Below are 20583 nucleotides of genomic sequence, written 5' to 3' on the forward strand. Positions count from 1 at the left end.
AATGAAAAATGGAGAGGGGCGGAGGATGCGGAAACGCCGCGTCGCTTCGCCCCTCTCCCGCCGCGTCCGGCGCGTGGCAAGACCGCACACCGGCCTTTGGAGACTGCGCTATGCCCGTTACCCAGGCAGCCGGCTCAGGAGCGGGAACCCCGCGGCACAGGTCGCGGTCCGCTTAGTGCTGCTCGGTTCCCCGCCTGACACGGTTCACGGTGCGGCCTTGCGCGGGACCGATCCATCATCGCTGCTTACCTGGGTCAGACGGCACAACGCAGTTCCGGGGGCCGGGATTCATCCCTGCTGTAGCGGGTTGCAGGTACAGGGCACCGCTAACTCCCCGACTAGTGCGGCCTTGCCGCGGGCCGGGCGCATTCGCGCCGTCCCCGGAAGGCTGGTTTTATTATCATACATCATTTTCGCCCGATTATCAATCCTGTTTTTTGATTTTCTGAAATCCGCATTGTAGGAGTACAATACATATTGGACAGAAGAATAAAAAAGGATGAAGGATAAGGCCTCATCGGTTAAAGTTGGAGTTGCAGACAACAACTTGACGAGAGGGGGCCATATCCTTCATGAGCAAGAGTATAACACAGGACATGGCATATCGGCAATCCCTGATGAAGTACGCGGAGAAATACGGCGTCAGCCGGGCAAGCCGGAAGTATAACAAAAGCCGGTCGTATATCTACTTTTGGAAGAAACGCTGGGACGGCAGAGCAGAATCCCTGGTTTGCCAGTCCCGGCGGCCCCACAGCCATCCAAACCAGCACACAGAAGCAGAACTAAAACTGATCCGGGATATGCGCCGCCGCAATCCGAATCTGGGTATGGTGGAGTTGTGGCACCGGCTGCGGCAGCGAGGCTACACCCGCCGCCCAGAGAGCCTGTTCCGGGTGATGAGAAAGCTGGGGCTGTTCTCACCTAAAGAGAAGAAAACGGCCTACAAGCCAAAGCCCTACCAGCAGATGACCTATCCCGGCCAGCGGGTTCAGGTAGATGTGAAGGTGGTCCCCCGCCGCTGCATCACCGACTCGGAACTCCGCCTGTTTCAGTACACCGCCATTGATGAGTTCACCCGCCTGCGCTTCCTGGCCGCCTACCCGGAGCAGTCCACCTTTTCCTCCGCTGACTTTCTGAAAAAGCTGTCCAAATGGTACGCCCGCCGGGGAATCCGCGTGGAATGTGTCCAGACGGATAATGGCTTTGAATTTACCAATCGTTTCTCCAACAGCAAGCGGGATCTCCCTACTCTGTTTGAGTCCGCCGCCGCCCAACTGGGTATCCGCCACAAGCTCATCCGGCCTTATACGCCTCGCCACAACGGCAAGGTGGAGCGCAGCCACCGTGAGGACCAGAAACGCTTCTATTCCTGCCACAGTTTTTACTCCCTGGATGACTTCGCCAGACAGCTCGCTGTCCACAACCGCCGCTCCAACAACTTCCCCATGAGACCGCTTAGTTGGCTTTCTCCGAACGAATTCACTGTCCAATATGTTTGACAAACCTACAGTTTTTTGATTTTCTGAAATCCGCATACCGGGGAGATCTCCGGTATTTTTTTGCACAAAACGAGCGGGCCGCCCCTCCGGCGGCCCGCTCGTCTGTCCTGTATCAGCTCTGCTCCTCCCGCTCCGTCCGGCCGCCGCGCTGGCGCTCCAGCCCCGGCCAGAAGTGGTTGGCGTCCATGATGTCCTTCAGGGCATCCACATACTTCTCCGACTTGTGAACCACAAAGGCATCGGCATCGATGGGAATGTCCAGCTCGTCCATCCGGCGCACGCTCCAGATATAGAGAATGTCCAGGGCGGGAATGAGCTGCTCCCCGCTGGGGGTGAGCACATACTCCACCTTGGGGGGAACGGTGTCATAGGAAATGCGGCGGATCAGCCCTGCCTCCACCAGCTCCCGCAGCTGCTGGCTGAAGACCTTCTCCGAGATGGGCAGAATCTTGAGGGTCTGATTGAAGCGGATACTCCCGGAGACATAAATCTCGTGGAGAATGGTCATCTTCCACTTCCCGCCAATGCAGTGCAGCACGTAGTGATAGGGGTTCATGGGGGTGTCAAAGCTCTCCGTTCGCAAAACACTCGCCTCGCTTACTGCTATTTAATAGGGATTGGATTGTGATAATTTTATCATACTTTCCCCTGTCCTACAAGTAATAACCTCTTAGTATGTACAGAATTCCACAATCTTTTTTTGCTTATTTTAGGCAGAAGGTACAGTTCAGTCTCCCAAAGTGTCTTACACCAAATAGTTTGCACAATTCCGGCCGCGCCGGTTTATCGGAAGTACACAATTTTCCGCAGAGTTACCGTTTGGTATGTGCAAACTATTTGGTTATCTACTTACTGAATTGTATGTATTGCACAAATTCCCCTTTTTCGTTACACTACGCATTGGAAACGGGGACTGGGAGCCCCCGATGTGAATGTAAATGTAAGAAGGAGCGGATTACAAATGGTCAAGCGTACTGTTGCAGATCTGAAGCCCTATGATGCGGCCGGCCACTTCAAGATGGTGGCCATGCGGATTCACGGCAAGGAGGAGACCGGCGCCCAGAAGTTCTGGATCGGCGTTTCCACCTTCCTGCCCGGCGGCGGCGCCGAGTGGGCCTACGAGGACAACCCGCTTGAGAAGGTCTACTACGTGCTGGAGGGCGAGATGACCGTCACCGATAAGGACGGCAAGAAGTATGTCATCCACAAGGACGAGTCCATCTCCTTCCCCCCCAACGAGGGCCGCGGCCTGCTGAACGAGAGCAACCTGCCCGCCCGCATGCTGGTCATCATCAACTACCCCGAGGCCTGAGCCCGACGGGCTGCATCATGTAAGGAGGAAGAATCGTCATGGTTCCTGTGAAAAAGGATTTTGTGGAGAATATGTTCTCCGTCAAGGGCAAGGTGGCCCTGGTCACCGGCGCTACCGGCGCGCTGGGCTCCGTGCTGTCCAAGGCCTACGGCTACGCCGGCGCCAAGGTCTTCATGACCGGCCGCAACGAGAAGAAGCTCCAGGCCCTGGAGGAGGAGTTCAAGGCCGAGGGCATTGACTGCGCCTACGCCGTGGCCGACCCCGCCGACGAGGAGCAGGTGGACAAGATGGTGAAGGCCTGCGTCGCCCAGTACGGCGAGGTCAACATCCTGGCCGTCACCCACGGCTACAACAAGCCCCAGAACATCCTGGAGCAGTCCGTGGCCGACTGGCAGTACATCATGGACGCCGACTGCAAGAGCGTCTATGTGGTGTGCAAGTACGTGGCCCAGCAGATGGTGGATCAGGGCAAGGGCGGCAAGATCGTGGTGTGCACCTCCCAGCGCTCCAAGCGCGGCATGGCGGGCTACACCGGCTACTGCACCTCCAAGGGCGGCGCCGATCTGATGGTGTCCTCCATGGCCTGCGACCTGACCGCCAAGTACGGCATCAACGTCAACTCCATCTGCCCCACCGTGTTCCGCAGCGATCTCACCGAGTGGATGTTCGACCCCGAGTCCGCCGTATACCAGAACTTCCTGAAGCGCGAGCCCATCGGCCGCCTGGCCGAGCCCGACGACTTCGTGGGTTACACCCTGTTCCTGTCCTCTGACGCCTCCAACTTCATCACCGGCGCCAACTGCGACTGCTCCGGCGGCTACCTGACCTGCTGATTGGGGAAGGAAGTCGAACAGCATGAAGAACATCAAGAACATCCTCATCTGCGGCGCGGGCATGATGGGCAAGAACATCGGCTATGTGTTCGCGTCCAACCCCGACTTCCGGGTGGGCATGTACGACCTGTACCCCACCGATGTGGAGGCCGGCATCCGCACCAACACCAAGCAGCTGCTGGACAAGGGCGTCATCACCGAGGCCGAGCTCAATGACCGCCTGTCCCGCATCTCCTTCACCACCGACATCGACAGTGATCTGGTGAAGAACGCCGATCTGGTGATCGAGGCCGTGTTTGAGGACATGAAGATCAAGCGGGAGACCTTCGCTAAGCTGGAGGCGCGCTGCCGCCCCGACACCATCTTCTGCACCAACTCCTCGGTCATGAGCCCCAGCGAGATCTCCGCCGAGCTCAAGCACCGGGAGCGGTTCGTGGGCACCCACTTCTGGAACCCCGGCCACCTGATCCCCCTGGTGGAGGTGGTCAAGTCCGACGCCTCCTCCGATGAGACGGCCCAGACCGTCATGGAGGTGCTCCGCTCCGTGGGCAAGAAGCCCGTGCTGTGCAGGAAGGACGTGCCTGGCTTCATCGCCAACCGCATGCAGCACGCCCTGTGGCGGGAGGCCATCTCCATCGTGGAGCACGGCATCGCCGACGCCGCCACCGTGGACGAGGCGGTGCGCTACTCCTTCGGCCTGCGGCTGCCCCAGTTGGGCCCCATGGAGAACGCCGACATGGTGGGCACCGACCTGACCTACAACATCCACGACTACATCCTGAAGGATCTGGAGGACTCCCACGAGCCCTCCCCCCTGCTCAGGCAGCTGCGGGACGAGGGCAAGATCGGCTTCAAGACCGGCGAGGGCTTCCAGAAGTGGACGCCCGAACAGGTGGCCCAGTCCAACGCCGAGCTCAACGAGTACCTCATCCGCATGCTCTACGGCAAGTAATCCATTCATCTGATACGTTCTAAAGGAGGAACTGACGATTATGGGCAAGAAAGTTTATGTCGACCTGACCCACCCCTTCAGCGCGGAGATTCCCCGCTGGCCCTACTTTGACAAGCCCGAGATCACCAACGCCCACACCATGGCCAAGGGCGGCGTGCTGACCTCCAAGATCACCTGCACCATGCACACCGGCACCCACTGCGACGCCCCCCGTCACGTGATGGAGTATGAGTTCGACGGACGCCGCGCCCGCTACACCCACGAGATGCCCATCGACGCCTACACCGGCGAGGCCGTGGTGCTGAAGCTGGACGTGGAGCCCTGGACTCTGATCACCGACAAGCACCTGGACGAGGCCTGCAAGAAGTGCGGCGTCAACCCCGACGATCTGAAGGGCAAGGTTCTGTGCCTGAACACCGGCATGCACCGTCTGTTCGACGACTCCAAGGCCTACTACCACTACTCCATCGGCACCGGCATCGACGCCGGCAAGTGGTTTGTCAAGCACGGCGTCAAGTGCGTGGCCATGGACTCCCAGGCCCTGGATCACCCCCTGCACACCGCCATGGGCAACAACGGCATGACCCGCATGAACCTGCTGGGCGCCACCGGCAAGCCCATCACCGAGGAGTACAAGGAGCTCTTCGGCGAGGAGGCCTATGCCGAGTTCGACAAGTTCGAGTACATCCGCATCCACGGCCAGGCCGCCTATGACGAGAAGTTCGGCGAGCTGGAGGATCTGGGCGTCTGGGGCACCTGGGAGCCCTGCCACAAGGAGATGCTGGGCCACGGCATCGTGGGCGTGGAGAACCTGGGCGGCGATCTGGACAAGATCCCCGCCGGCAAGGTGTTCCAGTTCTTCTGCTTCCCCCTGCGCTGGTACATGGGCGACGGCGCCATGTCCCGCTGCGTGGCCCTGATCGACGAGGACGAGATCGACAAGAGCGTGCCCGACCGCACCTACAAGTACGGCGGCACCGGCTACGCCGACGAGTCCGGCCACGGCGACAGCGGCCTGGAGTACATGCGCAAGCTGTTCAACCGCAACAAGAAGTAATCCGCACCTTCTATACCGCGCAGAGCGGCGGGCGCCATGCTCGCCGCTCTGCGTGGCGTTACACCATCGGAAAGGATCTGAATTCCATGAGCGATTTGAAGAATAAGACCATCATCACGGTAGCCACCACCGGCGCCTGGCCCACCAAGGCCAACAACCCCAACGTGCCCATGACTCCCGAGGAGATCGCCGAGGACGTGTACGCCTGCTGGAAGGCCGGCGCCGCCGTGGCCCACCTGCACATGCGGGACGACGAGGGCAAGGGCACCATGGACAAGGAGAAGTTCCGCAAGACGGTGGAGCTGCTCCGCGCCAACCACCCCGACTGCGACATCATCCTGAACATGACCACCTCCGGCGATCTCAACGCCACCGAGGAGACCCGCCAGATCCACCTGAAGGAGCTGCGCCCCGAGATGGGCTCCTACGACTGCGGCTCCATGAACTGGCTGCACACCTCCCTGTTCCTCAATCCCCCCTCCTTCCTGGAGGAGCTGGGCAAGAACATGCAGGAGTGGGGCGTCAAGCCGGAGATCGAGGCCTTTGACCCCGGCATGATCGCCAACGCCGCCTACTACCTGAAGAAGGGCGTTCTGAAGGCCCCCCTGCACTTCCAGTTCTGCATGGGCTGCGCCAACGGCATCCCCGGCTCCATGAAGAACCTGATCTTCATGAAGGAGACCATGGAGTCCCTGTGCCCCGGCTCCACCTGGAGCTGCTTCGGCGTGGGCCACTCCGCCATGGAGATGCTCTACGGCGCCGTGGCCCTGGGCGGCCACATCCGCGTGGGCATGGAGGACAACGTCATGTACTCCAAGGGCGTGCTGGCCGAGAGCAACGTCCAGTTCGTGGAGCGCGCCCGCCGCGTCATCGAGGAGTACGGCAAGCAGGTCGCCACCCCCGCCGAGGCCCGCGAGATCCTCAGCCTGAACAAGTAATCTGCTCCCTCCTGCGCAACCCCCCGGAGTCCGACGGACTCCGGGGTTTTTGCATGCCGTTCCGCGGCCCAGAGCTCAGGCATGTTCCGCACCCCGCCGGCATAAAAAATAGGACAGGAGGTGGGGGCATGGCGTGGGCGGAACGGCTGGGCAATTTCATCTGGAACCCCTGGCTGCTGGGGCTCTTTCTGCTGTGCGGGCTGTACTTCTCGGTGCGCACCGGCTTCTTTCAGATTTTCCGGGCCCCCCTGTGGCTGAAAACCACCCTGGGCGCCCTGCTCCGGCGGGAGAAGCGGCGGGAGGGGGAGGGCCTCACCCGGCTCCAGGCCCTGTCCACCGCCCTGGCCGCCACCATCGGCACCGGCTCCATCGCCGGGGTGGCCACCGCCATCTTCTACGGCGGGCCGGGGGCGGTGTTCTGGATGTGGGTGTCCGCCTTCCTGGGCATGATGACCGGCTGCCTGGAGAAAACCCTGACGGTGCGCTACCGGGAAAAAGACCCCGCCGGGGGCTGGCGGGGCGGGCCCATGTGCTACATGGAGAAGGGGCTGGGCAGCCGGGGCCTGGCCTGCCTGTTCGCCCTGTGCTGCGTGTGCGCCAACCTGGGGGGCGGCAACGTGGTGCAGGCCAACTCCATCGCCGCCGCGCTGGAGGCCTCCTTCGGCTGGGACCGGCTGGCGGTGGGTATCGTGACGGCGGCGGTCACCGGGATCGTGATCCTGGGGGGCATCGGCCGCATCGGCAAGGTCAGCGAGAAGCTGGTGCCCTGCATGGCCCTGCTATTCCTGGGGGGCGGCATTGTGGTGCTCATCGTCCACCGCGCCGCCCTGCCCGCCGCCCTGGAGCGGATCTTCACCGCCGCCCTCACCCCCAAGGCCGCCCTGGGGGGCGGCATGGGCTACGGCATGGCGGCGGCCATGCGCTACGGCGTGGCCCGGGGTGTGTTCACCAACGAGGCGGGCATGGGCACCTCCGCCATCGCCCACGCCGCCTCCAACACCAGAGACCCCGCCGAGCAGGGCATGTGGGGCATCTTCGAGGTATTCATCGCCACCATCTGCGTCTGCTCCGTCACCGCCCTGGTGATCCTCACCTCCGGGGTCTATCAGGAGGAGGCCGCCCTGGCCGCCATCCAGGCGGGCACGGTGACCCGGGCCATGACCGGCGCCCCCCTGTCCGCCGCCGCCTTTTCCACGGTGTACGGCCCCTTTGGCGGGGCCTTTGTGTCGGTGTGCCTGCTGCTCTTCGCCTTCACCTCCCTGCTGGGCACCAGCTACTACGGGGAGCGGGGACTCCAGTATCTCACCGGCTCCGACCGCTGGAAGCTCCCCTTCCGGGCGGCCTTCCTGGCCGCCATCGTGATGGGCAGCGTGGGGGACGTGGCGGTGGTGTGGCAGCTGGCGGACATCTTCAATGGCCTGATGGCCCTGCCCAACCTGTGCGCCCTGCTGGCCCTGTCGCCGGAGGCCCTGTCCCTGCTGAAACGCTGGACGGAGGCTAAAACAGGCGCAGCTGGGAGGCCCGGGCGGAGACACAATCAGCGTCGATGATCTCGTCCTCCGGGCCGGGGATTCCAACCAGCAGGGGGCTGTTGGGGGAGTGCCTGGAGCGCCGGGCGGCGGTGCGGCCTGGTGAGCGGTTGGCGTAGCAGTAGCGGCAGCCGGTAGGGCAGGTGTCATAGGCCCCGATGTCCACGCTCTCACAGCAGCCGCAGCCCGGCCGCTGTCCCCGATCCGGCTTCAGCTCCAGGGGGCAGCCGCACACCCGCTCCAGCCGTACCCGGTCGATGCAGGCGGCCCGGCCGATGCCATAGCGGGCATAGTCCCCCGCCTCACAGCACATCACCGGGGCGAGGCCGAACGCCCGGGCCGTCTCCCCGAAAAATTCCGCCAGCTCCGCCGCCTCCCGGTGATCCGGGGCCCGCAGGCCGTCCATGGGCCGGCCGGGGTAGGAATCCAGAAAGCTGAGGGTCACCTGATCCGTGTACGGCGACAGCCGCTCACAGAGTACGCGGAACCGTTCCCGGTGCCAGTCCACGCCGATGGCGCCGGTCAGCAGAACCGGGTCATACCGCCACAGCACCCGCTCCCGCCCCAGGCGGCGGCCCAGGGCCTGGAAGGCCGCCAGGATCTCCCCCTTGTCCCCCAGGCCGGGCTCGATGTCGGCGCCGTAGGGGGTGAGGGTGAACTGGAACAGTGCCCGGAAGCCCATTCCCTCCAGCTCGTCCAGATGGGGCAGCAGGGGCCGGGGATCTTTTGTCCAGAATACGACGGCGTCCACCCTCTCCGGGGTGAGGGCGTACCGGCGGAGCCGGTGGGGGCGGTAGGGCTCCCGCACCATCACCTCCCCCGCCCGCAGGCGGTTCATCAGCCACGGGGCGTACCAGCGGGGGATATCCGTGCGGCGGGATGCGGATACAATCATGGCAAATTCCCCTCCCAGGTGAAAAACAGGCGGACAGCGTCGCTGTCCGCCTGTGCGGGTTTCCCTTATGCGGCCGCCTCCGGGACGGTCTCCGTGCCGGTCTGGGTATCTGCGGGCTCGGTCTCCTGGCCGGTGACCGGCGGCGCGGGCTCCACCTCCGTGGGGGCGGACTCCTCCGCCCGCTGGTAGGAGGTGATGGTGCCGCCGCTCAGGATGTCGGAGGCGCTCTCCGCATCCGGCACGTCGTGCTCGATGGTGACGGAGTCGCCCGCGTCCAGGATCACCGCCGCGGGGCTCTGCGCCGCGGAGACGGAGTAGAACACATCCTCCCCCTCCAGGCGGAAGAAGTAGTAGGTGTTGCCGTCCAGCACGGCGGAGCGGATCTCGGCGATCACGCCGCTGGCCTCGGTCTGGGGCAGCTCCTCGGTGGTGGTGACGCCGCTCTCAGACAGAAGCTTGATATACTCCTGCTCACACTGGCTGACGGTGCCGCCGGTGGCCACGATCTGGTACTGGGCCACGTTGACCATGGCGTAGCTCTTCACCAGGTTGGTGTTGTCCTTCAGGGGGATGAAGTAGGTGGGCTCCCCGGCGATGTTGAGCAGCAGGGGGAAGGTGCCCTCATAGCCCAGATCCTGCACCTCGCCCTCGGCAGAGGCCTTGGCGGCGTACTCCGTGGCGCCGGGGGCGTCGTAGAACTTGGTCTCCTTGGTGCGCTGGTTGGACAGCAAGAAGCCCAGGTTGGACTGGTCGGCGTTGGCGGAGGTGACGCCGGTGTACACATACACGTCGTCGTTGAGGGCGATGTAGTTGTACCCCTGGGTGGTGACGGTCACGTCCCGCTGGCCGAAGATGGAGTTGATGAAGCCGTTGACATAGGTGCCGTGGTAGTCGTACTGCTGCATGATCAGCTCCGGGGTGAACACGTTGTCCACCCAGGTGGGGATTTCGGAGAGCTCACAATAGGTGCTCTCACCGGTGATGGCGTCGCACAGCACCGCGCCGGCGATGTCGGTGCCGCCGAACAGGCCGATGGTCTTGACCACCCGGGGGGCGATCCAGTAGGGATGGCCCTCCTCGTCGATCTCAAACTGGGGGGTGCCGAACATAAAGGTGGGGTACTGGAAGCGCAGATGGCGGACGATGTTGCGGTTGAGGGGCTCGGAGAAGGAGTACTTCATGCCCTCGCTGAGGCGCACCACCTGGGCCTCCTGGGTCACCATGTCCACCACCACGTAGGCAGGCAGGCCGCTGCCTCGGTTGGTGAACCACTTGATCAGATCGGCGTAGGCGATGGGGGCCACCCGGACGGGCCGGCCCTGGTAGTTGATCTGGGTGGAGTCGTTGGAGTACTCGAACTGGCTCACCATGTCGCTGAGCGTGCCCATCTGGCGGTCGCCCAGGTACTCGGCGGAGGAGCGATCCAGTGTGGGGATCTCATCGAAGGAGATCTGGCTGATGTCCTCGGTGAACTTCCCGTTCTCCACGGTGAGGAGATCCCGGTAGGCCGCCGCCCGGAAGATGGGGGCGGACAGGATGGCGCCCACCAGGGCCACGGCGATCAGGGCCAGAAACAGGATGCCCACGGGGAGGCACTGCTGCTTGATGAAGCGCAGGTAGTCCTTCACCCCGCCGCCGCTGGTGGCCACGTTCATGCCGGAGGTGACCAGGGCGCACAGGACATACACCACGCAGAGGATGCCCACGAAGGTGTAGAAGTCACTGGACTGGAGGTTGATGGGCGGCAGGGCCACATAGAAATAGACCAGGCCCACCACGGCGGTGATGAGCAGGCTGACCAGGATCTTGCCCAGCCGGCTCTTGGGGCCCTTTCCGTGTTTCGTCGGTTTTTGTTCCATAGCTTTGCTTCTCCTTTGCGTCGGTGGGGCGTGTTGAAGGTAGTATACCCTAAATTCCGGAATATGGCAAGGGGCTACCGCCCCACCACGGCCTTGCCCCGCCACCTGCCCCGCAGGTAGGCGGCGGCGCTGATGGCCAGGCCCACGGCCCAGCCGATGGGATAGGCCCAGTACAGCTCCTCCGGGCCGAGGAAATGGGCCAGCAGATAGGCCGCCGGCACCCGCACCACCCACAGGGAGAGGATGGAGGACACCATGGGCACCGTGGTGGCCCCGGCGCCCCGGAGGACGGCGTTGAAGATGAACATCATGGCCAGGATGAACATCATGGTCAGCACCCGGAGCAGATAGGCCTCTCCGGCGGCCACCACATCCGGCTCGGTGTTGAAGAGCATGAGCAGGGGCCGGCGCAGGGGGATCACCACCGCGGTGATGGCGATGCACACCAGCGTGCCCAGGGCCAGGGCCCGGCGGGCCCCCTTCTGCACCCGATCCAGCCGCTCCGCCCCGATGTTCTGTCCCACATAGGTGGTGGTGGCGGTGGAGAAGGACTGGATGGGCATGAAGGCAAAGGTGTCGATCTTGTTGGCCGCCCCGAAGCCGGCGGCAAAGGAGTTGCCGAAGCCGTTGATCAGGGCCTGCATGATCAGGATGCCCACGGAGAACTGGCACTCCTGGATGGCGGATGGGATGCCCAGGCGCACCACCTGGCGCAGCAGCCGGCGATCCAGCTTCATCTGGAAGAACCGGATATGGATGAAGGGGTACTTCCGGTTGATGAAGAAGATGCCGAACACCCAGGAGCTGAACTGGGCGATGATGGTGGCCAGGGCCACGCCGAACACGTCCCAGTGGAAGGCCAGCACGAACAGGAGATCCAGCGCCACGTTGATGCCGCAGGCCACCGCCAGGAAGATCAGGGGGGTCTTGCTGTCCCCCAGGCCCTGGAGAATGCCCGCGTTCAGATTGTAGCCCAGGGAGCCGATGATGCCGCCCAGTACCACCATGCAGTAGATCCGGGCCTGGTCATAGGCCTCCGCCGGCACCCGGATCAGGGTGAGCAGCGGGCCGCTGACCACCACCCCCAGCACCGTCAGCGGCACAATCACCGCCAGCAGGGCGCTGTAGATGGTATCCACCGTGCGGCCCGCCGTCTCCCGGTCTCCGGCGCCGATGTACTGGGCGATCATGATGGTGGCGCCTATGGAGAAGCCGATGAACAGGGAGGACAGCAGGTAGATGATGGGGAAGCCGGTGCTCACCGCGGTAAGGGCGGAGGAGCCCACAAACTGCCCCACCACCACCGAGTCCACCATGTTGTACAGCTGCTGAAAAATATTCCCCACCAGCAGGGGCAGGGAAAAGAGCAGGATCCGCCGGGTCGGGGAGCCGTGGGTCATATCCATGGCCCCGCGGCTCTGCCTTTCGATGTCGCTCATACGCCCTCCAAACCTTCCGTCTCAGTGTGCCGGCCCCTGTCCGGGACAGGGGCCGCGCCTTACCGGTTTTCCGTACTCCGGGCCCGCTCGTAGATGATGCGCAGGCCGTCCAGCACCAGCTGGGGGTCGATCACGTCGATAAGGTCGGTGTTCTCCGCCACCATGCGGGACAGCCCGCCGGTAGCCACCACCTTGACCTGCGGATCCCCCACCTCCTCCCTGGCCTTCCGGATGAGGTACTCAATGGCGCCGATGTAGCCCAGCACCGCCCCGGCCTGGATCTGTCCCACGGCCGTGAGGCCCAGGACGGTGTCCGGCTTCACCAGCTCCACCCGGGGCAGCAGGGCGGTCTTCTGGAACAGGCCGTCGATGGACACCCGCACCCCGGCGGTGATGCAGCCGCCCAGGTAGACCCCCTCCCGGCTCACCGCGTCCAGGGTGGTGGCGGTGCCGAAATCCAGGACGATGACGGGGGCGCCGTACTTGGCGATGGCGGCGATGTCCGCCGCCGCCCGGTCGGGGCCCAGCCGCTCGTCGCTGTCACACTCCACATAGGGCAGGCCGGGATCCAGATCCTCGTCCAGCACCAGGGGGCGCTTTCCCACATAGGTGCGGATGGCCCGGCTCAGGGTGTGCATCACCTGGGGCGCCACCGAGCCGATCACCACGTCCTCCACCTGCCCCAGCTCCAGCCCGAATCGCTGGAAATACTGGCACAGCCAGAGACCCAGCTCGTCGCTGGTGCGGTTGGCGTCGGTCATGAGGCGGAAGCTGCCGATCAGCTCCGCCCCCCGGTAGAGGCCGAACTCCATATTGGTATTGCCCACGTCGATGACTAACAGCACGGCGTTTCTCCCCTTTTCTCAGATGTTGGACAGATAGCACACCGCCCCGTCCCCCTCCAGGACGGCCACGGCGTAGGTGGGCCGGGCGATGCTCCCGGCGGCGCCGGGGTTGACGATCCACAGCCCGTTTTCAAACTCGCACAGGGCCTCATGGGTGTGGCCGAAGCACAGCAGCCGCGCCCCCGCCTCCCGGGCCGCCCGGACGGCCAGGGCGATGCCGGATTTCACATGGTAGGTGTGTCCGTGGGTCATGAAAATTTTGACCCCCTCCAGGGTGAACACCCGCTCCTCCGGCAGATCAGGCCGGCGGCCGTCGCAGTTGCCCGGCACATAGGTGACGGGCAGGTCGGGGAACCGGCGGGCCAGCTCCTCCGCGTCCCGGGCCAGATCCCCCATGTGGAGCACCCGGTCGGGCCGCTCCAGGCGCACCGCGTCCGCCATGTTTGCCACGTTGCCGTGGGAGTCGGAAAAAAGAAGCAGCTTCACGCTATCACCTTTCCCGGGAACGCACATAGAATGGAGCGAACCCTTCTATCAATCATGGAGATGGAGCTGATGGTATGACAGATATCCCGTCCAATCTGGACGAACTCAAGCGGGATCCCAAGGCGGCCGCCCTGCTGAAAAACCGGGAGCTGCTCCAGAGCCTGCTCTCCTCCCCGGACACCCGGCGGCTCATGGAGCTGCTGGGCCGGAACGGCGGGGCGGAGCTGAAAACCGCCGCCGCCAAAGGGGATACCAAAACCCTGGCCGGCATGGTGCGCCAGGTGATGGACACCCGGGAGGGGGCCGCCCTGGTGGAAAAGCTGGGGCGGGCGGTGCCGCCGGGCGGCAAGAAGTAACGTTCAGGAGAGGGGGCGGAGGCCATGGCCGAATTTGAGGATAAACTCCAGGCGATCCTCGGGGATCCCGAGGCCATGGGGCAGATCGCCTCCCTGGCCCAGGCCCTGTCCGGGGGACAGGGCGGGGAGGCCGCGCCGGCGGACGGCGCGGCGGCGGAACAGCCGGAGAGCGGGGCGCCCCCCTCCGGAGAGGATGCCGCCCCCGATCTCTCCGCCCTGCTGGGGGCCCTGGGCGGCGGGGACAGCCCCCTGGCCGGGCTGGATCCCCAGCTGCTCCAGACCGGGCTGCGGCTGTACGCCGAGTACTCTGCCGGCGACGACCGGAAGGCCGCCCTGCTCTCCGCCCTCAGGCCCTTCGTCAAGCCGGAGCGGTACGCCAGGCTGGATCAGGCAGTTCGGATCGCCAGGCTGGCCCGGGTGATCCGGGTGGCCTTCCGGCTCTTCCAGGACAGGGGAAAGGAGGACGCCGATGTATAACCGCTACATTCCCAACGGGGCCTCCTACACCCGCATCCCGGAGGAGGACGCGCCCCCCGTCCGCACGCCGCCGGAGCCGGAACAGGCCCCGGAGGCGGAGAAGAAGGCGGAGCACAAAGCCGCCGGCGGCCTGTCCGGGCTGCTCAAGGGACTCAAGCTGGAGGGCCTGGACACCGGCGACGTGCTCCTGCTGCTGATTCTGCTGTTCCTCTTTCTGGAGGGGGACGACATGGAGCTGGTGATCACCCTGGGTCTGCTCCTGCTGCTGGGGCTGGAGTGAGTCACTCCCCCGCGGTGTGGAGCACCGTGCCGTCGGGCAGCGCAAAGGCCGTGCCCGCCGGGGCGGGCCGCTCCATGGTGTAGGCCGTCATGCGGTAGGTCAGCGTGCCGTCCAGGGTGGTCTCGGCGCTCACCAGCAGGCCGCTGTCCACCGCCACCCAGTATGTCTCCACATAGCCCAGCGCGTCGGGCGCGGTCTGCGCCCAGACGCAGGCCAGGCCCCCCCGCTCCTCATAGCCGGCGGCGGCGATGTCCGCCGTGTCCAGGGAGAGGACGTCCTCATAGGTGGGGATGCGCTGGCCCTCCAGATCCGCCGAGCGGTCGTCAGCCGGGCCGGTGACCGGGGTGCGGTCTCCGTCGTACCAGAGCCAGAACTGCCCCTCCCCCACAATGGTGTGGCGGACGGCTCCCCCGGCCAGGGCGGACTCGGTCATCGTCCAGCCGCCGTCCACCCACACCTGGGCGGTGGTGGTGCTGCTCTCCCCCTCCCCCCAGAAGTCCTCGATGGTGACCTCCCGGAAGTAGCTCTCCGGCCGGGTGAGGGTCTGCCCGATCACGTCCTGCACCGTCTCCGGCGTCACGTCCACCCGCACCACGCCGCTGTCCGCGCCGGGCTCCGTCCCCGGCTGGGCCGAGGCCGCCGGGGTGGGCAGGACGATCTTGGCCGTGTCCGGCACAAAGAGCCGCAGCCCAAAGCTGGCCAGCATAGCCACCACGATGACCGCGGCGATGAGCACCACCATCAGATTGCGCTTTTTTCGCTCCAGGGCCGGACACCTCCTCCTGTGATTGCAGACGGCGCGTCAGGGACGCCGCGCCCTACGCCTGAAATTCGCCGGGCCGCTCCGCCCGCAGGCCGAACTTCCATTCTATCGCATCGGCGATGCGGCGGCAGGCCTGGCCGTCGCCGTAGGGGTTCACCGCGTGGGCCATGGCGTGGTAGGCCCTCTCGTCGCTCAGCAGCTCGGACGCCAGGGAGAAGATCTCCTCCTCCTCCGTGCCGGCCAGCTTGACCGTGCCCGCCTGGACGGCCTCGGGCCGCTCGGTCTCCCGCCGGAGGACAAGCACCGGCCGCCCCAGGGCGGGGGCCTCCTCCTGGAGCCCGCCGGAGTCGGTCATCACCAGATAGGCCCGGGCCATGAGGTTGTGCATCTCGTCGGCGGACAGAGGGTCGATGAGGTGGATGCGGGGGTGGCCGGACAGGTACTTCCCCGCCGCCTCCCGCACCACCGGGGACAGGTGGACGGGGTAGACCAGCTCCACGTCGGGGAAGGCGTCGGCCAGGCGGCGCAGGGCGGTCATGATGTTGGCCATGGGCTGGCCGTAGTTCTCCCGCCGGTGGCAGGTCACCAGGATGATCCGCTTCCCCGCGTAGTCCAGGCTGTTGAGGGCCTGGGTGGCAAACTGGTAGTCCGGCCGCACGGTGGTTTTCAGGGCGTCGATGACGGTGTTGCCCGTGACGAACACCCCGTCGGTGATGCCCTCCCGGGCCAGGTTCTCCCGGTTGGCGGGGGTGGGGCAGAAGTGGAGATCGGCGATGTCCCCCACCAGCTTGCGGTTCATCTCCTCCGGGAAGGGGGAGTACTTGTCCCAGGTGCGCAGGCCGGCCTCCACATGGCCCACCGGGATCTGGCGGTAGAAGGCTGCCAGGGCCCCGGCGAAGGTGGTGGAGGTATCCCCGTGAACCAGCACCAGGTCGGGCCCGGCCTGCTCCAGCACCCCCTCCATGCCCAGCAGGCACTTGGTGGTGATGGTGGACAGGGTCTGCCGGGGCTCCATGATGTTGAGATCGTAATCGGGCGTCAGGCGGAAGATCTCCAGCACCGCGTCCAGCATCTCCCGGTGCTGGGCGGTGACGCAGCAGATGGACTGGATGTCTGCCCGCTTTTGCAGCTCCAGCACCAGGGGGGCCATCTTGATGGCCTCCGGCCGGGTGCCGAAGATGGTCATGACGCGGATGGGCTTCACGGCTCCTCCCCCTCCTTCTCTCCGCCGTCCTCCGGCTTGTTCTTCTTATCCCTGCCGCTTCCCCCCATGAAAATCAGGGCGGAGATGGCCCCGGCAAAGCACAGGGCCAGCAGCAGCAGCATGGCCTTCACCGGCCCGCTGGTGGTGAGCACCACGGCGGACAGGCCCAGGATGGCGCTGACCACATAGAGCACCGCCACCGCCTGCTTCTGGTTGAAGCCCATGTCGATGAGGCGGTGGTGCACATGGCTGCGGTCGGCGTGCATGGGGCTCTGTCCGTGGGCGATGCGGCGGATGAAGGCGAAGCAGGTGTCAAAGATGGGCAGGCCCAACATGAGGAAGGGCACCGCGAAGGAGATGATGGTGTAGAACTTGAACAGGCCCTGGATGGACACCACCGCCAGGATATACCCCAGGAAGGTGGAGCCCGTGTCCCCCATGAAGATCTTGGCCGGGTTCATGTTGTAGGGCAGGAAGCCCAGGCACCCGCCGGCCAGGGCGGCCATGAGGATGGCCACATCGGCCTCGCTGACCACCAGGGCGATGACCAGCAGGGTCATGGAGCTGATGGTGGACACGCCGCAGGCCAGGCCGTCCAGGCCGTCGATCAGGTTGACGGCGTTGGTGATGGCCACGATCCAGATCACCGTCACGGGGATGGACAGCCAGCCCAGCTCCCAGTACAGGTCAGAGGAGAACACGTTGGGGTTGGAGACGGCCTCGATCACGTTGCCGGAGAACACTGCCACCAGGGCGGCCACGATCTGCACCACGAATTTGAACATGGCGGGCAGGGAGTAGATGTCGTCAAAGATGCCCAGCACCACGATGATCACGGCGCCCAGCAGCATGCCCCGCATCTGGGGGGTCAGCTCCAGAAAGAGCAGCACGCTGAGCAGGAAGCCCAGGAAGATGGCCAGCCCGCCCATGCGGGGGATGGGGTGGTCGTGCATGCGGCGGCCGTCCTTGGGCACGTCCACCGCCTTCACCCGGATGGCCAGGTTTTTCACCACCGGCGTGGACACCAGGGCCACCACCAGGGCCACCACCAGGGCGGCGGCCACCACGCCGATGAGGGGGAGATCCAGATTTCTTGGCATTGGAATTTGCTCCTTATCTCTTTTGAAGCCGGGGCCCGGAAGGGGCCCGGGCTTACCGCGCTAAAAACCCGACCTTCTTGTAGACCTTGCGCAGGGTCTTTTCCGCCACGTAGGAGGCCTTCTCGGCCCCGGCGCGGTAGACGCCCTCCAGATAGCCCTTGTCGGCCAGCAGGCGCTCGGTCTCCTCCCGGATGGGGCGCAGCAGCTCCACCACGGCCTCCCCCACGGCGGGCTTGAAGGCGCCGTAGCCCTTGCCGTCGAACTCCGCCTCGATGGTCTCAAAGCTCTTGCCGGTGACGGCGGAGTAGATCTGCATCAGGTTGGACACGCCGGGCTTGGCCTGGGGATCGAAGCGGACGCACCGCTCGGTGTCGCTGTCGGTGATGGCCCGCTTGAACTTGCGCAGGATGTCCTCCGGCTTCTCCATGAGGAACACGCACCCCTCGGGGATGGACTTGCTCATCTTGGTATCCGGCTGGTTCAGGCTCATCACCCGGGCCCCCGCCTTGGGGATGTAGGGCTCCGGCATCTTGAACACGTCGCCGTACACGTGGTTGAAGCGGTTGGCGATGTCCCGGCAGATCTCCACGTGCTGCTTCTGATCCTCCCCCACCGGCACAAAGTCGGGCTGATAGAGCAGGATGTCGGCGGCCATGAGGCAGGGGTAGGTGAACAATCCGGCGTTGATGTTGTCGGCGTGCTTGGCGGACTTGTCCTTGAACTGGGTCATGCGGGACAGCTCGCCGAACATGGTGTAGCAGTCCAGCACCCAGCCCAGCTCCGCGTGCTGGTGGACGTGGGACTGGACAAAGATGGTGTTCTTGGCCGGATCCAGGCCGCAGGCGATATAGGTGGCGATCTGGGTCAGGGTGCGGCGGCGGAGATCCGCCGGATTCTGCCGCACCGTGATGGTGTGCAGATCCGCCATGAACCAGTAGCAGTCAAACTGGTCGGACAGCTCCGCCCAGTTCTTGATGGCCCCCAGATAGTTGCCCAGATGCAGCTCCCCGCTGGGCTGAATGCCGGACAGGAGCACCTTTTTTTCGTTTTCCATGGTATGAACACACCTCTTGTAATGCGTGATTTTTACTTGAATGGGCATAACATCCCATATTGTAGTATCATATCATATTCAAACTCCCTTGACAATCCTAACCGAAAAAAATAGAATAGTAGCGCAAATGATGATAAAGGAGATTTTTCCATGGATCTGAACTGGTTTGCCGAGCTGGAGGCGCGTATTCCCAAGGGCGGCGTACGCACCCGCTTCGCCCCCTCCCCCACCGGCTACATGCACGTGGGCAACCTGCGCACCGCCCTGTACACCTGGCTCATCGCCCGGCACAGCGGCGGCACCTTCATCCTCCGCATCGAGGACACCGACCAGGGCCGCCTGGTGGAGGGCGCCACCGAGGTGATCTATGCCACCCTGCGCAAGTGCGGCCTGACCTGGGACGAGGGCCCCGACATCGGCGGCCCGGTGGGCCCCTATGTCCAGACCGAGCGGCGGGGCCTGTACGCCAACTTCGCCAGGCTGCTGGTGGAGAAGGGCCACGCCTACTACTGCTTCTGCGGCAAGAACGAGAGCGAGGAGGACAGCGGCGAGTTTGACCGGGCCGACGACCCCTGCCGCGCCCTCTCCCCCGAGGAAGCCCGGGCCCGGGTGGACGCCGGGGAGCCCTATGTGATCCGGCAGAAGATCCCCCACGGGGGGCAGACTACCTTCTCCGACGCGGTGTTCGGCGACATCACCGTGGACAACGACACCCTGGACGACCAGGTGCTGCTGAAGTCCGACGGCCTGCCCACCTACAACTTCGCCAACGTGATCGACGACCATCTCATGGGCATCACCCACGTGGTGCGGGGCAGCGAGTACCTGTCCTCCGCCCCCAAGTACAACCTGCTCTATCAGGCCTTCGGCTGGGAGGTGCCCACCTATATCCACTGCTCCCCCGTCATGCGGGACCAGCACAACAAGATGTCCAAGCGCAAGGGCGACCCCTCCTACGAGGATCTCATCGCCATGGGCTACCTGTCCGAGGCGGTGGTAAACTATGTCACCCTGCTGGGCTGGTCTCCCCGGGGCGAGTACTCCGAGCGGGAGTTCTTCACCCTGGCCGAGCTGTCCGAGATCTTCGACATCGGCGGCATCTCCAAGTCCCCCGCCATCTTCGACATGGAGAAGCTGACCTACTTCAACGCCCACTATATCCGTGAGATGAGCCCCCAGGACTTCCACGCCGCCGCCCTGCCCTACATCCGGCAGGCGGTGACCAACCCCGCCCTGGACACCCGGGAGATCGCCGGCCTGCTCCAGGCCCGGTGCGAGAAGCTCACCGACATCCCGGAGAAGCTGGACTTCTTCGACGCCCTGCCCGAGTACGGGGTGGATCTGTTCACCAACAAGAAGTCCAAGACCAACCCGGAGGTGTCCCAGAGGATGCTGGAGGCCGCCATCCCCGCCCTGGAGGGCCTGGCGGACTGGACGACGGACGCCATCCACGACACGCTGATCGGTCTGGCCGAGTCCCTGGAGGTCAAGAACGCCACCCTCATGTGGCCCGTGCGCATCGCCGCGGCGGGCAAAACGGTCACACCCGGCGGCGCGGTGGAGATCTGCCACATCCTGGGCCGCGACGAGTGCCTGCGCCGCCTCAACCTGGGCCTGGACAAGCTGAAAGAGAACTGAACCGGCAATCTTTCCCCGCATAAAATGCCCCCTTTTCCGCAAACCTAACGGAAAAGGGGGCATTTTT

At 64.6% G+C, this 20583-nt stretch carries 21 protein-coding genes and 1 other RNA gene; 11 read left to right on the forward strand and 11 right to left on the reverse strand.

All coding sequences use genetic code 11. From position 1 onward, the window contains the following. Positions 1-82: 82 nt before the first annotated feature. Positions 83-347: signal recognition particle sRNA large type (gene ffs / locus B5E42_RS10005), an RNA gene on the reverse strand. A 249-nt stretch (positions 348-596) separates the two neighbouring features. On the opposite strand from ffs, the gene B5E42_RS10010 reads away from it, so the two are divergent. Next, positions 597-1499 carry a DDE-type integrase/transposase/recombinase gene (locus B5E42_RS10010; protein ID WP_242966978.1) on the forward strand — a complete coding sequence of 301 codons (903 nt, stop codon included), beginning with the start codon at positions 597-599 and terminating at the stop codon, positions 1497-1499. 112 nt (positions 1500-1611) lie between these two features. Here B5E42_RS10010 and B5E42_RS10015 read toward each other — a convergent pair whose 3' ends face one another. Further along, on the reverse strand, positions 1612-2082 hold the full coding sequence (locus B5E42_RS10015) for a helix-turn-helix domain-containing protein (protein WP_242967089.1): 471 nt from the start codon (positions 2080-2082) through the stop codon (positions 1612-1614). Positions 2083-2460: 378 nt separating this feature from the next. Here B5E42_RS10015 and B5E42_RS10020 point away from each other — a divergent pair, with 378 nt between their 5' ends. From B5E42_RS10020 to B5E42_RS10045, 6 genes are all read left to right on the forward strand, one after another. Next, on the forward strand, positions 2461-2811 hold the full coding sequence (locus tag B5E42_RS10020; RefSeq protein ID WP_087239225.1) for a cupin domain-containing protein: 351 nt from the start codon (positions 2461-2463) through the stop codon (positions 2809-2811). A 38-nt stretch (positions 2812-2849) separates the two neighbouring features. Beyond that, complete coding sequence (locus tag B5E42_RS10025) at positions 2850-3644, forward strand: SDR family oxidoreductase (RefSeq protein WP_087239227.1); 795 nt, start codon at positions 2850-2852, stop codon at positions 3642-3644. 22 nt (positions 3645-3666) lie between these two features. Then, positions 3667-4596 (forward strand): 3-hydroxyacyl-CoA dehydrogenase NAD-binding domain-containing protein, encoded by a 930-nt coding sequence (locus tag B5E42_RS10030; RefSeq protein WP_087239229.1) that lies wholly within the window; start codon positions 3667-3669, stop codon positions 4594-4596. Between the two features lie 40 nt (positions 4597-4636). Then, positions 4637-5653 carry a cyclase family protein gene (locus tag B5E42_RS10035; protein WP_087239231.1) on the forward strand — a complete coding sequence of 339 codons (1017 nt, stop codon included), beginning with the start codon at positions 4637-4639 and terminating at the stop codon, positions 5651-5653. Positions 5654-5739: 86 nt separating this feature from the next. Continuing rightward, a complete protein-coding gene (locus B5E42_RS10040; RefSeq protein ID WP_343214186.1) occupies positions 5740-6591 on the forward strand; it encodes a 3-keto-5-aminohexanoate cleavage protein in 852 nt (283 codons plus the stop codon). A 128-nt stretch (positions 6592-6719) separates the two neighbouring features. Beyond that, positions 6720-8141 (forward strand): sodium:alanine symporter family protein, encoded by a 1422-nt coding sequence (locus B5E42_RS10045; protein ID WP_087239233.1) that lies wholly within the window; start codon positions 6720-6722, stop codon positions 8139-8141. Here B5E42_RS10045 and B5E42_RS10050 read toward each other — a convergent pair. The 5 genes from B5E42_RS10050 to B5E42_RS10070 all read right to left on the reverse strand — a co-directional run bounded on the left by B5E42_RS10050 (position 8089) and on the right by B5E42_RS10070 (position 13644). After that, positions 8089-9015 (reverse strand): DUF1848 domain-containing protein, encoded by a 927-nt coding sequence (locus B5E42_RS10050; protein WP_087239235.1) that lies wholly within the window; start codon positions 9013-9015, stop codon positions 8089-8091. The genes B5E42_RS10045 and B5E42_RS10050 overlap by 53 nt on opposite strands. Before the next feature lie 65 nt (positions 9016-9080). Beyond that, positions 9081-10874, reverse strand: coding sequence for a CvpA family protein (locus B5E42_RS10055; RefSeq protein WP_242967090.1), 1794 nt, complete (start codon positions 10872-10874; stop codon positions 9081-9083). 74 nt (positions 10875-10948) lie between these two features. After that, positions 10949-12313 (reverse strand): MATE family efflux transporter, encoded by a 1365-nt coding sequence (locus tag B5E42_RS10060; protein ID WP_087239237.1) that lies wholly within the window; start codon positions 12311-12313, stop codon positions 10949-10951. Between the two features lie 59 nt (positions 12314-12372). Beyond that, the gene (locus B5E42_RS10065) at positions 12373-13158 is read right to left on the reverse strand and encodes a type III pantothenate kinase (protein WP_087239239.1); all 786 of its coding nucleotides are present in this window, start codon (positions 13156-13158) and stop codon (positions 12373-12375) included. An 18-nt stretch (positions 13159-13176) separates the two neighbouring features. Continuing rightward, positions 13177-13644, reverse strand: a complete 468-nt coding sequence (locus tag B5E42_RS10070) for a metallophosphoesterase (protein ID WP_087239242.1) — start codon at positions 13642-13644, stop codon at positions 13177-13179. Positions 13645-13718: 74 nt separating this feature from the next. On the opposite strand from B5E42_RS10070, the gene B5E42_RS10075 reads away from it, so the two are divergent. Genes B5E42_RS10075 through B5E42_RS10085 form a run of 3 tightly spaced genes read left to right on the forward strand, consistent with a single transcriptional unit; the run spans position 13719 to position 14757 of the window. Further along, positions 13719-14000 (forward strand): hypothetical protein, encoded by a 282-nt coding sequence (locus B5E42_RS10075; protein WP_087239244.1) that lies wholly within the window; start codon positions 13719-13721, stop codon positions 13998-14000. Positions 14001-14024: 24 nt separating this feature from the next. Beyond that, a complete protein-coding gene (locus tag B5E42_RS10080) occupies positions 14025-14477 on the forward strand; it encodes a hypothetical protein (RefSeq protein ID WP_087239246.1) in 453 nt (150 codons plus the stop codon). Then, entirely contained in the window at positions 14470-14757 is a 288-nt protein-coding gene (locus tag B5E42_RS10085; RefSeq protein WP_087239248.1) for a hypothetical protein, read from the forward strand. Before B5E42_RS10080 ends, B5E42_RS10085 begins: the two co-directional genes overlap by 8 nt. A 1-nt stretch (position 14758) precedes the next feature. Here the strand turns inward: B5E42_RS10085 and B5E42_RS10090 are convergent, their stop codons facing one another. From B5E42_RS10090 to trpS, 4 genes are all read right to left on the reverse strand, one after another. Then, positions 14759-15499 carry a hypothetical protein gene (locus B5E42_RS10090; protein WP_242967091.1) on the reverse strand — a complete coding sequence of 247 codons (741 nt, stop codon included), beginning with the start codon at positions 15497-15499 and terminating at the stop codon, positions 14759-14761. 76 nt (positions 15500-15575) lie between these two features. After that, positions 15576-16724, reverse strand: coding sequence for a UDP-N-acetylglucosamine 2-epimerase (non-hydrolyzing) (gene wecB, locus B5E42_RS10095; protein ID WP_087239253.1), 1149 nt, complete (start codon positions 16722-16724; stop codon positions 15576-15578). After that, the gene (locus tag B5E42_RS10100; RefSeq protein WP_087239255.1) at positions 16721-17824 is read right to left on the reverse strand and encodes an MraY family glycosyltransferase; all 1104 of its coding nucleotides are present in this window, start codon (positions 17822-17824) and stop codon (positions 16721-16723) included. Before B5E42_RS10100 ends, wecB begins: the two co-directional genes overlap by 4 nt. 52 nt (positions 17825-17876) lie before the next feature. Continuing rightward, on the reverse strand, positions 17877-18878 hold the full coding sequence (gene trpS / locus B5E42_RS10105) for a tryptophan--tRNA ligase (RefSeq protein WP_087239257.1): 1002 nt from the start codon (positions 18876-18878) through the stop codon (positions 17877-17879). Positions 18879-19028: 150 nt separating this feature from the next. Here trpS and gltX point away from each other — a divergent pair, with 150 nt between their 5' ends. Next, positions 19029-20516 carry a glutamate--tRNA ligase gene (gene gltX, locus B5E42_RS10110; RefSeq protein ID WP_087239259.1) on the forward strand — a complete coding sequence of 496 codons (1488 nt, stop codon included), beginning with the start codon at positions 19029-19031 and terminating at the stop codon, positions 20514-20516. The last annotated feature ends 67 nt before the right edge of the window (positions 20517-20583 follow it).

The sequence above is a fragment of the Flavonifractor sp. An10 genome, from assembly GCF_002161215.1.
Classification (GTDB): Bacteria; Bacillota; Clostridia; order Oscillospirales; family Oscillospiraceae; genus Flavonifractor; species Flavonifractor avistercoris.

Coding starts and splice junctions, on each gene's coding strand:
- B5E42_RS10010 (WP_242966978.1), top strand. CDS start 597: ATGGCATATCGGCAATCCCTGATGAAGTACGCGGAGAAATACGGCGTC.
- B5E42_RS10020 (WP_087239225.1), top strand. CDS start 2,461: ATGGTCAAGCGTACTGTTGCAGATCTGAAGCCCTATGATGCGGCCGGC.
- B5E42_RS10025 (WP_087239227.1), top strand. CDS start 2,850: ATGGTTCCTGTGAAAAAGGATTTTGTGGAGAATATGTTCTCCGTCAAG.
- B5E42_RS10030 (WP_087239229.1), top strand. CDS start 3,667: ATGAAGAACATCAAGAACATCCTCATCTGCGGCGCGGGCATGATGGGC.
- B5E42_RS10035 (WP_087239231.1), top strand. CDS start 4,637: ATGGGCAAGAAAGTTTATGTCGACCTGACCCACCCCTTCAGCGCGGAG.
- B5E42_RS10040 (WP_343214186.1), top strand. CDS start 5,740: ATGAGCGATTTGAAGAATAAGACCATCATCACGGTAGCCACCACCGGC.
- B5E42_RS10045 (WP_087239233.1), top strand. CDS start 6,720: ATGGCGTGGGCGGAACGGCTGGGCAATTTCATCTGGAACCCCTGGCTG.
- B5E42_RS10050 (WP_087239235.1), bottom strand. CDS start 9,015: ATGATTGTATCCGCATCCCGCCGCACGGATATCCCCCGCTGGTACGCC.
- B5E42_RS10055 (WP_242967090.1), bottom strand. CDS start 10,874: ATGGAACAAAAACCGACGAAACACGGAAAGGGCCCCAAGAGCCGGCTG.
- B5E42_RS10060 (WP_087239237.1), bottom strand. CDS start 12,313: ATGAGCGACATCGAAAGGCAGAGCCGCGGGGCCATGGATATGACCCAC.
- B5E42_RS10075 (WP_087239244.1), top strand. CDS start 13,719: ATGACAGATATCCCGTCCAATCTGGACGAACTCAAGCGGGATCCCAAG.
- B5E42_RS10080 (WP_087239246.1), top strand. CDS start 14,025: ATGGCCGAATTTGAGGATAAACTCCAGGCGATCCTCGGGGATCCCGAG.
- B5E42_RS10085 (WP_087239248.1), top strand. CDS start 14,470: ATGTATAACCGCTACATTCCCAACGGGGCCTCCTACACCCGCATCCCG.
- B5E42_RS10090 (WP_242967091.1), bottom strand. CDS start 15,499: ATGGTGGTGCTCATCGCCGCGGTCATCGTGGTGGCTATGCTGGCCAGC.
- B5E42_RS10100 (WP_087239255.1), bottom strand. CDS start 17,824: ATGCCAAGAAATCTGGATCTCCCCCTCATCGGCGTGGTGGCCGCCGCC.
- trpS (WP_087239257.1), bottom strand. CDS start 18,878: ATGGAAAACGAAAAAAAGGTGCTCCTGTCCGGCATTCAGCCCAGCGGG.
- gltX (WP_087239259.1), top strand. CDS start 19,029: ATGGATCTGAACTGGTTTGCCGAGCTGGAGGCGCGTATTCCCAAGGGC.